Here is a 12,936-nt window from a genome sequence, read left to right on the forward strand (position 1 = left end):
TTATTTGGATAATATTTTATGATTTTTACTGGGATTGCAAAGGGGGAACACAAATGGAAACATCAACAAAAATTTTAGTTGTAGATGATGAAGAAAGAATTAGAAGATTAATTCGAATGTACTTAGAACGTGAAGATTTCACAGTAGAAGAGGCGGATAATGGCACAGATGCATTAGAACTTTCATTAAATAATGACTATGATGTTATCTTACTTGATATAATGATGCCTGAAATGGATGGCATAGAAGTTTGTAAAGAGCTAAGAAAAGAAAAATTAACACCTGTGATAATGCTTACTGCCAAAGGTGAAGAAGCCAACCGAGTACAGGGTTTTGAAATTGGAGCAGATGACTATATTGTCAAGCCCTTTAGTCCACGTGAAGTTGTTTTGCGTATTAAAGCTATACTCAAAAGAGTAACTACAGGCGCTTTTAATCAGGCTGAACCAACTTCTAATAATATACTCGTTTTCCCACATATAACAATTGATCATGATGCACATCGAGTTACAGCAGATGGCTCAGAAGTTAGCTTAACGCCAAAAGAATACGAATTATTATGCTTTCTAGCAAAGTCTCCAGACAAGGTTTTCAATCGTGAACACTTATTGAAAGAAGTTTGGCAATATGAATTTTTTGGTGATTTACGTACAGTAGATACTCATGTAAAACGACTTAGAGAAAAGCTTAATAACGTGTCCAAGGATGCGGCAAAAATGATTGTGACTGTATGGGGTGTAGGTTATAAATTTGAAGTTGATGATGTATAATGTTTTGGCGTAGTGTAGTAGGAAAACTGGCAATTACAATCTTGTTGCTTGTTTCATTTGTTCTTTTTATATTAACTATCTTGCTGCTCCAGTTTTTCGAAAACTTTCACATCCAAGAGGCTGAAAAAGCAATGATGCAAACAGCTACAAAGGTTTCCGTACTTGTGGAACAACACCAAAACGAATCGTTAATTGAGGAAACTACTGAACGAGTGAAAAATCCGGCTAGTAGAATTGCAATTTTCTTTGGAGATGGGGAAAGCTGGGTTTCTGAAAGTAAAAATAAAGAATTAATGGAGCTAAACAGAAAAATAGTCAACCAGGAGCCAGACCTAAGGAATGTATTGACTGAACAGAGAGAGATTAGAAAACAAATTTCACTTTCTAATGAAGAAACCGAAGTAATGATTGTCGGAATGCCTATCCCTGGGAATGGAGCGATATTCGTGTACCAATCCTTGGATGTCATAGAACAAACGAAAGCAGAAACTACTAAAATTATCTTTTTAGCTGCGGGAATTGCTATCGTACTTACAACAATCTTTGCTTTTTTCCTATCAACTAGAATCACCTCTCCATTAATTAAAATGCGAGAAGCTGCTTTTGATCTAACTCGTGGAGAGTTTAATACGAAAGTACCAATATTAACTCATGATGAAATAGGAGAGTTGGCTTTAGCATTTAATCGTATGGGTAGACAGCTAAAGTTTCATATTAACGCATTAAGGCAGGAAAAGGAGCAGCTTTCAAGTATCGTTAGCTCAATGGCTGATGGTGTTATTACAATGAATCGAAATGGCGATATGATTGTAACGAATGGCCCTGCAAAGCAGTTTATTGAAGATTGGTATTTTGAAAATAATATAACTATCAATAATGAAGAAAGAAAAATTCCAAATGAGTTAAAAGAACTGCTGAGAGACGTCATTGATGGCAAACCAGAAGTGCTACATGAATTTAGTCTACAAGGCAGAAATTGGGTAATGCTTATGACACCATTATATGACCAATCATACGTACGTGGTGCGGTTGCTGTAGTTCGGGATATGACAGACGAGCGTCGCTTGGACAAGCTGAGGAAGGATTTCATAGCAAATGTATCACATGAGCTAAGAACACCTATCTCTATGCTTCAAGGCTATAGTGAGGCAATTGTAGATGATATTGCAGAATCTAAAGAGGAAAAGAATGAATTGGCTCAAATTATTCATGATGAATCCTTAAGGCTTGGAAGATTAGTAAATGAATTATTAGATCTTGCTAGAATGGAAGCAGGGAATATTCAATTAAATATCCAAGAAGTGGAGATAGGTCCGTATGTAGATCGTATAATGAAGAAATTCAGCGGACTAGCAAGCGATAACAACGTATCGCTTACTCTTTCCAAAAAGCTGGAGGTCCCTATAGCTTATTTTGATCCTGACCGAATTGACCAGGTTTTTACAAATTTAATTGATAATGCTATCCGTCATACTGCAGAAGATGGCTTTGTAACTGTTGAAGTTGTTTCCGATAAAGAAGCTCTTCAAGTTAAAGTGGTCGACAATGGCAGTGGAATTTCCGAAGAAGATCTGCCATTTGTTTTTGAAAGGTTTTATAAAGCAGACAAATCCAGGACAAGAGTTCATAAACAAAAAGGTACAGGATTAGGCTTGTCTATAGCAAAAAATATAATTGACACTCATAATGGATTGATTACGGCAAAAAGTAAGCTGGATCAAGGTACTACATTTATGTTTAAGCTAAACCATCGTGACCAAAATCTAAGCTGATTTTTTTCGTTATCAAAATTAACTATTTGGAATATCGTGGAGGGTTTGGAAATGATTAAAAAACCAGCTCAGCTGGGAACAATTTTACTTATAATCTGTTTGCTGGCTGGATGTGGAGATAAAATGAGCAAGGAAGAAAATATTGCATTAATTACGATCTCAAAGGACAATGGAAATGAGTATCTTCATGAAAAAGAGATACAAGTAGAAAGTGGAAATAACTTACTTGATGTAATGGAGAATAATTTTTATGTTGAAACAGATTCAAGTAATGAGGTAATTACTTCCATTGAACGGTTATCAATAGAGGATGATGGGGGAAAACAGTGGGACTACACCGTTAATGGGGAGGTATCTCCTGTACCCCCAAAGAATTACGAGCTACAGCCTGGGGATAAGATTGTATTTGATTTCCATTCTTCAAAGTAAATATAAATCAAGAGTAATTAATTTAAATACCAGTTTCTAACAAAAACTGGTATTTAAATATTTATTTAAAACATTTCAGATTATTTTTCACTGGAGTTTCTGACACTTTTATGGAGTCAGTCGGACAACCTTGCCAAGCATCCATTAAATCATCTTCCAAATGTTCCGGAACAATTAGTGTTCCAGTATTACCATCAAGGAAGGAAAATGCAATTCCTTCATCATCGTAATCAAAAATATCAGGCGCATGAATGCCACAGGCACCGCAGGCTATACATGTTTCCTGATCAACAGCTGTAAATTTAGGCATTATAAAACCTCCTTAGCCTACTGGAATGTTTTCTTGAGAGGTAAGTATATAGCTTTTTATTCGAACCTTTAATTATAGTGTAATTCTGATCGTACTTTAATTCAATAAATTTATAAAAAAGGAAGAAAAAGATTGATATTAAAAGCATTGCTACTCACATGTGTAAAGAGGTTAAAAGGGGAACGCTCCAGTTCTGCCATTTTTCATATTATTAAAGGAAAGCGCTCGATACAAACCATACAAGATATCCATATGTATCAACTTACGAACTTCTATTCTAGCGTTAAAAATATAAGAAAAGCAGATTATAATAAAGAAATGCAGAAATTAATTAGACAAAAATTAATAGCAGAAGCAGATGTGGAACGAAGAACAGAGACCTATTTAATAACAGAACTGGGAAATGAATGGCTAGAAAGGAATTCTGATAGCTCCTCAATTCATTACTTTAATGGGCTAACATATGCTAACACTTCACTAAAGTTTTACTTACGATTAGTACTCCTCATTCAAACACTCACAAATACAACAAGGAATAATTATTCTTTTCTACCGGTTGTCAATGATCCAGAAACAGAAAGGTGGGTGAAGCATATTTATAGTAGTCAGGTTTACCAAACCAGAGAAACACTCAACCAATTGTATGAGGAATTAAAAAAAGTGTTTCGTTATTTTACCGATGAGGAAGCACATCTATTTATTGACCGTTTAACCGGTTTTGAACAATATGGGCTAAGTTTAGATCAGCTGGCGAATAAATATGGCAGGTCACAATGGGAAGTACCATTATTAATTACAGCAATGACGCAAAATATGTTGCAAGTTGTTGTGGAAGATAAAGAGGAATTTCCTTTTCTCACCTTTATGACAGGTGATATCCAACCCGAAAATATGCTGCTAACGAATTCAGCAAAAAGCACACACCGACTTTTGCAAAAGGGATATGATATTCCTGCAATTGCTCAGATCAGAAAATTAAAATATAATACAATATATGATCATATTGTAGAAATCGCAATCCATGATCCAGCGTTCCCTATCGAAAAGTACGTTAATAAAAAAACACAACACTCCATAATGGAAGCGATCCAGCAAACAAAATCGTTTATGTTAAAAGATATTAAAGAGAATATTAATCACGAAGTGAGCTACTTTGAGATTCGGCTTGTATTATCTTTAATAAAGAATACAATTCATTCAGGTGATAAAGGTGATAAATAAATCGATACTAAAAGAAAACTTACAAAAATATTTTGGCTATTCTTCTTTTCGAACAGGTCAGGAAGAGATAATCTTGGATGTGATGAAAGGAAAGGATGTATTAGGCATTCTTCCTACGGGCTCAGGGAAGTCGATATGCTATCAGTTACCTGCAAAACTTCTGAAAGGAGTCACAATTGTAGTTTCTCCATTGATTTCACTAATGGTTGACCAAGTCCGGCAATTAAAGGCCTCTCATTTCAAGGAAGTAGCTGCAATAAATAGTTTTATTTCCAGAACGGAGAGAGACGAAATTTACAAAAATATTCATTACTATAAACTAGTATATGTTTCTCCAGAAATTTTACAGCAGGATAGATTGCAAAAGTTACTCAAAGAGCTTCACGTCAGTTTGTTTGTAATTGATGAAGCACATTGTATTTCTCAATGGGGGCATGAATTTCGTCCAGATTATCTTAGACTTGAAGCTACTATTCGATTGCTAAATAATCCACCCATATTAGCATTAACAGCTACAGCAACAATGGAGGTACAATCAGATATTGTAGAAACACTTGGAAGAAAAGAAATTGCGCGTCATGTACATCCTATGGATAAAGATAATATTACTTTTTGTGTTCAGCAACTAGTGAATGAAAATGACAAGTTACAGGTAATAACGACATTACTTAATAGATATAGAATTCCTACCATTATTTATTTTTCCAGCAGAGAAGCTACAGAAAAGGTTTCCGAACAGTTGAAAAGTAATACGGAAGCTCGAATTGCTTTTTACCATGGGGGAATGGACCAATATGATCGTGTTACAGTTCAACAACAGTTTATGAGTGATCAGTTGGACGTGATATGCTGTACAAGTGCCTTCGGGATGGGAATTAACAAAAGTAATATCCGGCTAATTATTCATTTTCATATGCCTCCAAATCTGGAAAGTTTTATTCAGGAAGTGGGGAGGGGCGGAAGGGATGGAGACACCTGTGTTAGTTTATTATTGTCATCACCTGGAGATGTTTTTATTCCACAATATATGATACAAGGGGAACTTCCTAACAATACCCAAATCGAATATACATTTCATCAACTTCAAAAATTAGTTGAAGCGAATCAATCCCTACCAAGCAGTACCATGGAAATAGAGAATTACTTCCAGTTAAGTGAAATTCAGTGGAGGTTTTTACTGTTTCAATTGGAAAAGAGAGGGATAATTAATAACAGGGCCATCTATCTTGACCCAGAGAAATGGAATACAGCTCAGAAAGAAATAATAGAGCAGAAAAATCATAGGTCTGGCTTAAAAGAGAAAAACCTTACGGAAATTCTAAGATGGATAGAGGAAAAGGATTGCCTGAGAAAGAAACTATATAGTACGTTTCAAAACACTGTTAAACCACCTCTTTTTAAATGTTGCAGTAATTGTGACTTTCAATGGTCTCAATGGACTCCTTCACAAACTAATGTAACAAAAAATTCTTTTGATGATACGTGGGAGGTAAAATTAAGAAAACTACTTTTGTTTGGTACAACCGATGAAGCAAAGTGAAATAATGAAGCGGTTAACTGATAAGGAGTTAAGGCAACAGGTAGTATTAACACAGATTCTGCTTCTAATCGGAAGTTATATTTTAAGTGTATTCTTATTTGAGCAACCATTGAAGTGGATTAACCTTTTCCAGTTAGATCTTAAAGAAATTTTTTTGTTTGGTATTGGAACAGCTTTAATTATTTTGTTGATGGACTTAATCATTATGTTAATTTTCCCCATTGAATATTATGATGATGGAGGAATTAATAAGCGTTTATTTCGGAACATAACTTTTCCTTCTTTATTGCTAATTACCTTATTTGTTGCTATTGCTGAAGAGATGTTATTTAGGGGCGTAATACAAAGTTCTTTCGGGTATATAGTTGCAAGTACAACTTTTGCGTTGGTACATATTCGTTATTTGAAGAAACCAGTTTTGTTGCTCTCTGTTTTGTTTGTCAGTTTTTTTATAGGTTACATATTTGAGCTAACTGGAAATCTAGCTGTAACAATCACGGCTCATTTCATTATAGACTTCGTACTTGCGTTATTCATCCGCTTAAAAAAGAGGTGTAAACATTGAATTCTAATCAATCTAAAGATCAAGCAACTGAACTAAGAAAATTGGTTACAGATGATGAAAATAGCATAGGCGTAGCAGAAGAAGAAAACGCTGAGGATTCTGAAACTACGAAAATAGATTTATTAAATTTACCCCCCCGAAAACAGGTACATACGTCAAAAAAATCAACTAGGGTCAAAATCAGCAAAGCACTAATCCGATTTATCATTGTATTTCTTGCTCTGACTTTTCTTGTCCTGATAGCATATTACCTGTGGTATTGATCTAAACTATATAACATACTGGTGATATGGATAGGAGGAAAGGTATTGATATACATAGCTACCCTGTTTGCTCTTGGTGCTATACTTATTTGTTATATGTTATTTTTGGCACACCATGATCATGTACGATATCAGACAATAAAAGATGAAAGGCTACCTGCTAACTTTAATGGCTTTAAAATTTTCTTTATTTCTGATATACATAGAAGATCGATAAGAACAACAACACTGCAAACCATATCAAGCCAAATTAATATTATCGTTATTGGAGGGGATTTAACTGAAAAAGGGGTTCCACTAAATAGAGTTAGAAATAACATTAGAAAATTAAAAAACATGCACGCACCCATCTACTTTATTTGGGGAAACAATGATTATGAAGCCTCTCCTGAAAAAATAAAACGTATTCTTGAACAAGAAGATGTCCATATTCTGTTAAATACAAATAAGGATTTAAGAAGAGGAGATCAGATTATTAGCTTATTAGGAATAGATTGTTGTAAATATGGAAATGTCAACGTGGAGTTACCTATGAATGAATCCAAAGGCGTTTATAAACTACTTATTACGCATGATCCAAGCACTTACATGGGGTTAGACAATAAGGAAAAAGATATGATACATATTGTTCTAGCTGGACATACACATGGTGGGCAAATACGCATTTTTGGCAAAGGGCCATATGAAAGAGGTAAGCTTAGTAAGATCAGAGATACGAATGTATTAATTAGTGAGGGATATGGTTATACTACTTTGCCTTTTCGTCTAGGAACAAATGCAGAGTGCCATATTATTCAATTGGAGAGAAATTAATGCTAATCTAAAGCAGTTGTCATGTTCAACAATCTTAAAATTTGCATATAGTATATAAAGGATCAAATTAGCGCTGTATTTTACAGCATATAAAAATGATAAAGATTCTGTATAATGCAATACAAAGGAGGATACTGTATGCGCATTGAAAGAATGTCTGATGATCAATTTACGATTTTCTTAACGTTCGATGATTTGATCGAACGTGGTTTTACAAAAGAAGATTTATGGCATGATGCATCAAGTGTCCGGACGCTTTTTAGTGATATGATGTATGAAGCCAGTTCAGAACTTGGCTTTGAATTGGAAGGAATGCTACTTGTACAAGTACAATTAATGCAAGCACAGGGAATGCATGTGATTGTTACACAGAAAGAAGAGATGGAATATGATGAGGATTTTATTGAAATGAAAGTCACTCTTGATGAGAGCAATGAATTAATTTTCTCATTTAACGATTTTGAAGATATTATTCAAGTATGTTCCTATTTATCTCCATTAGGCGTTAATGGTGGAGAGATATACTATATGAGCAATTCATACTATGTAATGTTAAATGAGAATGATTTAAATGATCAACATAAAGAGGATATCATTGCTATTATGTCAGAATATGCTTTTCCTAGTATTATTACGTCCGTACGCTTAAAAGAATATGGAAAAATAATATTCTCTTCACAAGCTGTTCAACAGGTCGTTCATTATTTTTATAAGAATCAGGATGATAAGTAATATGATATGTGAATTGTTTATCTCCACTAAATAAAAATTGATAAATTTTAACTAACTATTCCGCAGTACCAGGAATAGAAACACTACTTATAGAATCAAAAATAAAATAATTATATAAAATCATTTTATTTTATTGCATAATTATGATGAAAGTGTATACTAATCTCTGAGTACAGCTATTTATAAAATATTTATAGATATTCTAGGAGGTAAATTAATGGTAGCCGATAAAGCAGCAGATTCTACCAAGGGAAATAATAAAATGGATGTATTAAGTTCAACACGAACTGTTGTTAAAACAGCATTGGAAAAACTGGGTTACCCAGATGAGGTTTTTGAACTACTTAAAGAACCAATCCGCATGATGACTGTAAGAATTCCAGTACGTATGGATGACGGATCAATTAAAATATTCACAGGATATCGTGCACAGCATAATGATGCTGTCGGGCCGACAAAGGGAGGCGTGAGATTCCATCCGGATGTAACTGAGAAAGAAGTTAAAGCGCTCTCAATCTGGATGAGTCTTAAAGCTGGTATTGTTGACCTGCCTTATGGTGGCGGGAAAGGCGGTATCATTTGCGACCCCCGTGAAATGTCATTCCGTGAACTTGAAGGTCTAAGTAGAGGTTATGTTCGTGCTATAAGTCAAATTGTGGGGCCAACCAAAGATATTCCTGCACCGGATGTTTTTACAAACTCACAAATCATGGCATGGATGATGGATGAATACAGTCGCATTGATGAATTTAATAGTCCAGGTTTTATTACAGGAAAACCGATTGTACTCGGTGGTTCCCATGGAAGAGAATCTGCAACTGCAAAAGGTGTTACAATTTGCATTAATGAAGCTGCTAAGAAAAAGGGCATTGATGTCAAAGGAGCAAGAGTTGTAGTGCAAGGATTTGGTAATGCTGGTAGCTTCTTATCTAAGTTTTTACACGATGCAGGTGCAAAGATCGTAGGTATTTCCGACGCTTATGGTGCCTTGCATGATCCGGAAGGACTGGATATTGATTATCTACTTGACAGAAGAGATAGTTTTGGTACTGTAACAAAGCTTTTCAATAATACAATCTCAAATAAAGAGTTGTTAGAGCTAGATTGTGATATATTAGTTCCCGCTGCAGTTGAAAATCAAATTACAGAGGAAAACGCACATAATATCAAAGCTAGCATTGTTGTAGAAGCTGCAAACGGGCCGACAACAATTGAAGGCACAAAGATTTTAACGGATAGAGGCATTTTACTTGTTCCGGATGTGCTGGCCTCCGCTGGTGGTGTAACAGTCTCTTATTTTGAGTGGGTTCAGAATAACCAGGGCTATTATTGGTCTGAAGAAGAGATTGAAGAAAAACTTCATGAAATTATGATTAAAGGATTTAATTCCATTTATAATGTAGCTGAAACTAGACGTGTAGATATGCGCTTGGCAGCCTACATGGTTGGGGTCAGAAAAATGGCAGAGGCATCCAGGTTCCGCGGCTGGGTATAAAACAAATTATATGACGAAAAAACTCTTATCATGTATAGTTGGGTAAGAGTTTTTTCCATTAAATAAGTTATCGTTTAACCAAAGGAAGTGCTTAGAATTGAATAGAGAAAAGGTAATTATTATTGGTGGTGGACCTTGTGGAATGTCCTGTGCGATAGAATTACAAAGAAGAGGTATAAAACCACTCATCATTGAAAAAGAAAATATTGTAAATACGATCTATAATTTCCCAACCCATCAAACCTTCTTTAGTTCTAGCGAAAAGTTGGAAATTGGTGGGATTCCATTTATTACTGAGAAACAAAAACCTGTACGAAATCAAGCTTTAGCCTATTATAGAACAGTAGCAGAAAGAGAAAATCTTCGAATCCATTCATTTGAAAAAGTGGTGTCTATAAGTAAAAAGAATGAGTTGTTTGAAGTTAATACATCATATAAAGCTGGGGGAGAAAATAATTATCTCGCTGACCATGTAATTATAGCTTCTGGTTATTATGATCAGCCCAATTATATGGGAATACCTGGTGAGGATAAGACAAAGGTAATGCATTATTTCAAAGAGGCCCACCCATACTTTGATACAAACGTCTTAGTAATAGGTGGAAAAAACTCCGCAGTGGATGCAACTCTGGAGCTTCATAAAGCAGGGGCTCACGTTACTGTATTATACCGAGGAAGTGAATATTCGAAGAGTATAAAACCTTGGATTCTTCCAGAATTTGATTCTTTGGTCAGAAACAAAAAGATAAATATGTGTTTTAATGCATGTGTAACGGAGATTACAGAAGAAAAGGTCCATTATTCTGTAAATGACAGGGAGTATTCAATTGAAAATGATTATGTGTTTGCAATGACTGGCTATCATCCTGATCTTTCTTTCTTAAGACAGGCTGGTGTTGGAATCAACGAAAGCAATGGTCGTCCTAATTATAATGAAAATACGTATGAGACGAATATTCCTGGCATCTATATTGCCGGGGTAGTTGCCTCCGGTTATAACAACAATGAGATTTTTATTGAAAACGGTCGCTTTCATGGAGAGGAAATAGCAAATCATATTTCTTTAAACTATAGATAACACAGCAATAAAAAACTTGTAGAAAATCCAACGACTTTCTACAAGTTTTTATTGAATTAGAATTCACGTTCAAACATCATTTGAAGTGAGTGAAGGTTATATTCTTTTTGCAGTGCAATAAGTAATTTTAATCTTGCTTTAGGACCTGTTAGGCCATTCGCAAAAATAACTCCCATTTCTTTCAATTGCTTTCCTCCAGCCTCATACCCATAGGTTGGCTGCACGATCCCCTGATAACATCTTGAAACAAGGATAACTGGAATTTGTTTATGAATTAGCTTGCGTAATGGCTCTATTGTTTCTTTAGGTAAATTTCCTTGCCCTAAAGCTTCAATTACCAGGCCCTCTGGTTCTGCTTGTATGATTGCTTCCAATAAGGATAAGTCCATACCTGCATAAGCTTTTAATAAAAATACTTTTTTATCTATTTTATCTACAGGATACGAATAATGTGCAATTGGTTTATGATGAAATATAATTGCATCCTTGGTTATAATTCCTAAAGGTCCATATTGTGGGCTCTGGAATGTTGCAACATTACTTGTTGAGGTCTTTGTGACATTTTTTGCCGTGTGGATTTCATCGTTCATCACAACAAGAACGCCCTTATTCTGTGCATGCTCTTCAACGGCCACTCTTATTGAACTAATTAAATTGTATAAAGCATCTGATCCTATTTCATTACTAGATCGCATGGCACCTGTTAATATGACTGGCTTGGAGGGTTGAAGTACTAAATCAAGGAAATAAGCTGTTTCTTCCAATGTATCTGTACCATGAGTTACCACGATTCCATCATAATCAGGTAATTTGTTCTTTATTTCTTCAGATAGCTTTAACATGTGCACAGGTGTAATATGAGGGGAGGGCAACGAAAATATTACCATCTCTTCCGTTTGTGCATATTTTCTAAAGTGATAGGATAGGTCCGTCAAAGGGTGCGTATTTGCTTCCGTAACTTCTCCTGTTTCTTTGTTCTCCAACATAGATATTGTTCCACCAGTATGTATTAATAGTATTTTTCTCATATATTCACCTACTTTGAAATTTGTTATTCCCAACAAGTTAACTTAATGATAGGATGATGTTATCGGGTTTGAAAAGAGGTTATGGTTATGTTTGCTGTTTTCTCTGCCGGGGTAGCTCCTGCGTTGGCATTAATGTCCTTTTTTTACTTAAAAGATCGTTTCGCAGAGCCAATGGGTTTGATAATAAGAACCTTCATCCTTGGCGCATTACTTGTATTTCCAATCATGTTTATACAACACATACTTAGCACGGAGGGAATTAGCACTGATCCTTTTCTTCAGTCTTTTTTTGCTGTTGCGTTAATAGAAGAATTTTTCAAATGGTTTATTATCATGTATACCATTTACCATCATTCGGAATTTGATGCTCACTATGATGGAATTGTATACGCAGTAGCGGTTAGTTTAGGATTTGCGACAGTTGAAAATATATTGTTTTTGCTAACTAATGGAATAGGGTATGCAGTTAGCAGGGCTTTGTTCCCAGTATCATCCCATGCTTTGTTTGGAGTGATCATGGGTTATTATTTTGGTAAAGCTAAGGTTCACACTACGAATAAAAAAAGAAATATTTTATTTGCATTTCTAATTCCATTTCTTTTGCACGGACTATATAACTATATATTAAAAACAATAGCAAGTGACTGGCTGTTACTTCTTATCCCTTTTATGATAGCATTGTGGGTTATTGGAATGCGTCGTGTTAAGTCTGCAAACGCCTCTATATCCCATACTATCTTGCATACCAAGAAACAACAAGTGTAAAATCCTTCGTATTGAAAATACAAAGGATTTTTTTTATAGGAAATTATGGACTACGTACCTATGCTTCTGTTCTATTCAAAGCTTGTTTTGGTAGTGTTTTGATTCTTGATGAATAAAATGAAAGCTTTACTCAAAAAATAGCTTTTATAATACAA

General features: G+C 34.9%; 14 protein-coding genes. 12 read left to right on the plus strand and 2 right to left on the minus strand.

Features of this window, described 5'->3' with window-relative positions:
- Positions 1 to 53 precede the first annotated feature (53 nt).
- The 3 genes from X953_RS10095 to X953_RS10105 are packed head-to-tail and all read left to right on the plus strand — an operon-like array spanning position 54 to position 2,971.
- On the plus strand, positions 54 to 770 hold the full coding sequence (locus X953_RS10095; protein ID WP_040955452.1) for a response regulator transcription factor: 717 nt from the start codon (positions 54 to 56) through the stop codon (positions 768 to 770).
- Positions 770 to 2,542 carry an ATP-binding protein gene (locus tag X953_RS10100; protein ID WP_052350108.1) on the plus strand — a complete coding sequence of 591 codons (1,773 nt, stop codon included), beginning with the start codon at positions 770 to 772 and terminating at the stop codon, positions 2,540 to 2,542. The genes X953_RS10095 and X953_RS10100 overlap by 1 nt, the downstream gene beginning before the upstream one ends.
- 51 nt (positions 2,543 to 2,593) lie before the next feature.
- Positions 2,594 to 2,971 (plus strand): DUF4430 domain-containing protein, encoded by a 378-nt coding sequence (locus X953_RS10105; RefSeq protein ID WP_040955454.1) that lies wholly within the window; start codon positions 2,594 to 2,596, stop codon positions 2,969 to 2,971.
- A 61-nt stretch (positions 2,972 to 3,032) separates the two neighbouring features.
- Here the strand turns inward: X953_RS10105 and X953_RS10110 are convergent, their stop codons facing one another.
- Positions 3,033 to 3,281: a ferredoxin gene (locus tag X953_RS10110; protein WP_040955455.1), complete on the minus strand. Its 249-nt coding sequence runs from the start codon at positions 3,279 to 3,281 to the stop codon at positions 3,033 to 3,035.
- A gap of 132 nt (positions 3,282 to 3,413) precedes the next feature.
- Here X953_RS10110 and X953_RS10115 point away from each other — a divergent pair, with 132 nt between their 5' ends.
- The 8 genes from X953_RS10115 to X953_RS10150 all read left to right on the plus strand — a co-directional run bounded on the left by X953_RS10115 (position 3,414) and on the right by X953_RS10150 (position 10,988).
- Entirely contained in the window at positions 3,414 to 4,502 is a 1,089-nt protein-coding gene (locus X953_RS10115) for a helix-turn-helix domain-containing protein (RefSeq protein ID WP_040955456.1), read from the plus strand.
- Positions 4,492 to 6,042: an ATP-dependent DNA helicase RecQ gene (locus X953_RS10120; RefSeq protein ID WP_040955457.1), complete on the plus strand. Its 1,551-nt coding sequence runs from the start codon at positions 4,492 to 4,494 to the stop codon at positions 6,040 to 6,042. Before X953_RS10115 ends, X953_RS10120 begins: the two co-directional genes overlap by 11 nt.
- Complete coding sequence (locus X953_RS10125; RefSeq protein WP_040957077.1) at positions 6,029 to 6,607, plus strand: CPBP family intramembrane glutamic endopeptidase; 579 nt, start codon at positions 6,029 to 6,031, stop codon at positions 6,605 to 6,607. The genes X953_RS10120 and X953_RS10125 overlap by 14 nt, the downstream gene beginning before the upstream one ends.
- Complete coding sequence (locus X953_RS10130; protein ID WP_040955458.1) at positions 6,604 to 6,870, plus strand: hypothetical protein; 267 nt, start codon at positions 6,604 to 6,606, stop codon at positions 6,868 to 6,870. Before X953_RS10125 ends, X953_RS10130 begins: the two co-directional genes overlap by 4 nt.
- A 45-nt stretch (positions 6,871 to 6,915) precedes the next feature.
- Positions 6,916 to 7,683, plus strand: coding sequence for a metallophosphoesterase (locus tag X953_RS10135; protein WP_040955459.1), 768 nt, complete (start codon positions 6,916 to 6,918; stop codon positions 7,681 to 7,683).
- Between the two features lie 138 nt (positions 7,684 to 7,821).
- Positions 7,822 to 8,415, plus strand: a complete 594-nt coding sequence (locus tag X953_RS10140; protein ID WP_040955460.1) for a genetic competence negative regulator — start codon at positions 7,822 to 7,824, stop codon at positions 8,413 to 8,415.
- A 217-nt stretch (positions 8,416 to 8,632) separates the two neighbouring features.
- Positions 8,633 to 9,910 (plus strand): Glu/Leu/Phe/Val dehydrogenase, encoded by a 1,278-nt coding sequence (locus X953_RS10145; RefSeq protein WP_040955461.1) that lies wholly within the window; start codon positions 8,633 to 8,635, stop codon positions 9,908 to 9,910.
- Positions 9,911 to 10,007: 97 nt separating this feature from the next.
- Positions 10,008 to 10,988, plus strand: coding sequence for a YpdA family putative bacillithiol disulfide reductase (locus X953_RS10150; RefSeq protein ID WP_040955462.1), 981 nt, complete (start codon positions 10,008 to 10,010; stop codon positions 10,986 to 10,988).
- 56 nt (positions 10,989 to 11,044) lie between these two features.
- Here X953_RS10150 and X953_RS10155 read toward each other — a convergent pair whose 3' ends face one another.
- Positions 11,045 to 12,016 (minus strand): asparaginase, encoded by a 972-nt coding sequence (locus X953_RS10155; RefSeq protein ID WP_040955463.1) that lies wholly within the window; start codon positions 12,014 to 12,016, stop codon positions 11,045 to 11,047.
- 87 nt (positions 12,017 to 12,103) lie between these two features.
- Here X953_RS10155 and prsW point away from each other — a divergent pair, with 87 nt between their 5' ends.
- A complete protein-coding gene (gene prsW / locus X953_RS10160; protein WP_040955464.1) occupies positions 12,104 to 12,781 on the plus strand; it encodes a glutamic-type intramembrane protease PrsW in 678 nt (225 codons plus the stop codon).
- Positions 12,782 to 12,936: the final 155 nt, after the last annotated feature.

Origin of the sequence: Virgibacillus sp. SK37, from assembly GCF_000725285.1 — a bacterium.
Classification (GTDB): domain Bacteria; phylum Bacillota; class Bacilli; order Bacillales; family Amphibacillaceae; genus Virgibacillus_Q.

Coding starts and splice junctions, on each gene's coding strand:
- X953_RS10095 (WP_040955452.1), top strand. CDS start 54: ATGGAAACATCAACAAAAATTTTAGTTGTAGATGATGAAGAAAGAATT.
- X953_RS10100 (WP_052350108.1), top strand. CDS start 770: ATGTTTTGGCGTAGTGTAGTAGGAAAACTGGCAATTACAATCTTGTTG.
- X953_RS10105 (WP_040955454.1), top strand. CDS start 2,594: ATGATTAAAAAACCAGCTCAGCTGGGAACAATTTTACTTATAATCTGT.
- X953_RS10110 (WP_040955455.1), bottom strand. CDS start 3,281: ATGCCTAAATTTACAGCTGTTGATCAGGAAACATGTATAGCCTGCGGT.
- X953_RS10125 (WP_040957077.1), top strand. CDS start 6,029: ATGAAGCAAAGTGAAATAATGAAGCGGTTAACTGATAAGGAGTTAAGG.
- X953_RS10140 (WP_040955460.1), top strand. CDS start 7,822: ATGCGCATTGAAAGAATGTCTGATGATCAATTTACGATTTTCTTAACG.
- X953_RS10145 (WP_040955461.1), top strand. CDS start 8,633: ATGGTAGCCGATAAAGCAGCAGATTCTACCAAGGGAAATAATAAAATG.
- X953_RS10155 (WP_040955463.1), bottom strand. CDS start 12,016: ATGAGAAAAATACTATTAATACATACTGGTGGAACAATATCTATGTTG.
- prsW (WP_040955464.1), top strand. CDS start 12,104: ATGTTTGCTGTTTTCTCTGCCGGGGTAGCTCCTGCGTTGGCATTAATG.